At 69.1% G+C, this 2896-nt stretch carries 1 protein-coding gene and 1 pseudogene; both read left to right on the forward strand.

Annotated elements, in window-relative coordinates:
- Positions 1–2507: alpha-L-rhamnosidase-related protein (locus ABT300_RS42820; protein WP_351688241.1), on the forward strand; the 2507-nt coding region annotated here is incomplete at its 5' end.
- A gap of 148 nt (positions 2508–2655) precedes the next feature.
- Positions 2656–2896, forward strand: a pseudogene (locus ABT300_RS42825) (glycosyltransferase family 2 protein); the annotation flags it as partial.

Below are 2896 nucleotides of genomic sequence, written 5' to 3' on the forward strand. Positions count from 1 at the left end.
CCGTGATCGGCATCCAGACCGACCACTACGACGACGGCAAGGGCCTGGTCGGCATCGACCAGAAGACCATTTTCAACGTCCGCGCCACCTACGTCTGCGCCGGCGGGGTCCAGGAGTTCGAGGCGCTGGGCTGGATGAGCGGCACCGCCGTGCGGTACACCATGCCGGCGGGCGTGACCATCGTCGATCTCAAGTACCGGGAGTCCGGCTACGACACGGACTTCGACGGGTCGTTCACCAGCAGTGACGCCTTCTTCGACACCGTGTGGACCAAGGCCGCCCGCACCATGTACGTCAACATGCGGGACAACTACATGGACTGCCCGACCCGCGAGAGAGCGCAGTGGTGGGGGGATGTGGTCAACCAGCTGAAGGAGGGCTTCTACACCTTCGACACCAACTCCCACGCGCTCGGCAAGAAGGCCATCTCCCAGCTGGCGTCCTGGCAGAAGGACAGCGGGGCGCTCTACTCCCCGATGCCCTCGACCATCTGGACCGCCGACCTGCCCAACCAGATGCTCGCCTCGGTGTGGTCCTTCTGGACGTTCCACCTCTACACCGGCGACACGAGCACGGTCACCGGCGCCTACCCGGCGGTGAAGAAGTACCTGGACCTGTGGGGCCTGGGCAGCGACGGCCTGGTGGCCCACCGCGCCGGGGACTGGGACTGGCAGGACTGGGGCAGCGACATCGACACCCGCGTACTGAACAACTGCTGGTACTACCTGGCCCTGGACACCGCCGCCAAGCTGGCGGCCCTCAGCGGCAACACCGGCGACGTCGCCGGGTGGCAGGCCCAGCGCGCCAGCATCAAGGCCAACTTCGACACCCTGCTGTGGAACTCCACCAAGAACGAGTACCGCTCGCCCGGCTACACCGGCGACACCGACGACCGGGCAGGCGCCCTCGCCGTCGTCGCCGGCCTGGCCGCCGCCAGCCACTACCCGGCGATCACCAACGTGCTGCGCACCCACCTCAACGCCAGCCCCTACACGGAGTTCTACGTCCTGGAGGCGCTGTACCTGATGGGCGCGGCCACCGTCGCCGAGGAGCGGATGCGCAACCGCTACGCCGCCCAGGTCGCCGACCCCGCCTGCCACACCCTGTGGGAGGTGTGGGTCAAGTCGCAAGGCACCGACAACCACGCCTGGAACGGCGCCCCGCTGTACGCCCTGTCCGCCTACGCCGCGGGTGTGCGCCCCACCACGGCAGGCTGGCAGACCTACGAGGTCACCCCCCAGACCGGCACCCTCACGAAAATCAACACCGTCACGCCCACCGTCCAGGGCGACATCCGCTTCGGCATCACCCGCGACGGAACCCAGGCGACCCTGACGCTCACCTCGCCGAGCGGCACGACCGCCCGCGTCGGCGTGCCCACCTACGGCGGCTCCCAGCCCGTCATCAAGGCCAACGGCGCCACCGTCTTCACCGGCGGCTCCTCCACCGGCAGCGTCAGCGGACTGAGCTACGACGGCAAGGACGCCTCGTACGTCTACTTCAAGGCCCAGCCGGGCACGTGGACGTTCGCCGCGACGGGCGCCGGCCGCCTCGACAACCTGGCCCTGGGCCGTACGGTCACCAGCAACAACAGCCTGGAGAACAGCAGTTGGGGCAAGAACCGGCTCACCGACGGCAACCTCACCAGCGTGTCCGGCGCCCGGGGCTACACCAGCAACGAGTTCACCTCCGCCGACGTCAGCGCGAACCCCGTCTGGGTGGAGATCGACCTCGGGGCCGACACCGACCTGGACGCCGTACGCCTCTTCCCCCGCACCGACACCCAGGCGGCCGGCGGCGGGACCGCGAACTTCCCGGTCGACTTCACGATCCAGACCCGCCCCGACGGATCCAGCACCTACACCACCGTCCGTACCGTCACCGGCCAGGCCAACCCCCAGGGGCTGGTGCAGACGTACGGCTTCAAGACCGCCACCGCCCGCTACGTCCGCCTCCAGGCCACCAAGCTCGGCGTCCCCGCGTCCGACGAGTCCACCAAGTTCCGCCTGCAACTCGCCGAACTCACCGTCCCCACCGCCGCGACGACCGTCACCGCCAACTACACGCTGGAGAACAGCGACTGGGGCAAGACCCGGATCCTGGAGGGCACCACCACCAGTGTCACCGGCGCCAAGGGCTTCACCAGCATCGACTTCCCCGCCGCCGATGTCAGCGCCACACCCGTGTGGATCGAGGTCGACCTCGGCGCCGACCGCTCCATCGGCTCAGTCACCCTCTACCCGCGCACCGACGTCAGCGGCGCCGGAGGCGGCTCGGCGAACTTCCCCGTGGACTTCACCCTGCAGACCCGCCCCGACGGATCCAGCACCTACACCACCGCCCGTACCGTCACCGGCCAGGCCAACCCGAGCGGAGCCGCTCAGACCTACACCCTCGCCTCCGTGACCGGCCGCTACCTGCGCCTGACGGCAACCAGACTCGGTGCTCCGGCTTCCGACGAGTCCACCAAGTTCCGCCTGCAACTGGCCGAGATCGGCATCAAGTAACCAGCCACAGTCACAGTGGCCTGCCCGCCCCGCCACACACCCTCGTGGCAGGACGGGCAGCCATTGCGAACGGCAAACCTCTATACGGAGCACCCCTCGGCTGGCGCCCGCAGCCCCGTCCGACCCCTGACCTGGCGCAGCCGCCGCCTCGCCGATGCTGGAGGAGACCGGCGGCTGGCCGGACGCCTTCTTCTTCACGCACGAGGAGACCGATCTGGCCTGGCGGGCGGTGGACCGCGGCTGAGACGTCCTCTACGAATCGCAGCTGGTGCTCCAGCACCCGAAGACGTCTCCGGCCTGGCATGCGGTCTACTACCGGATGACCGCCCGCAACCGGGTCTGGCTGGCCAAGCGGCGTCTGCCCGCACCGCTGGTGCCGGTCTACCTCG

It is taken from the genome of Streptomyces sp. NPDC001027, assembly GCF_040299045.1.
Taxonomy (GTDB): domain Bacteria; phylum Actinomycetota; class Actinomycetes; order Streptomycetales; family Streptomycetaceae; genus Streptomyces.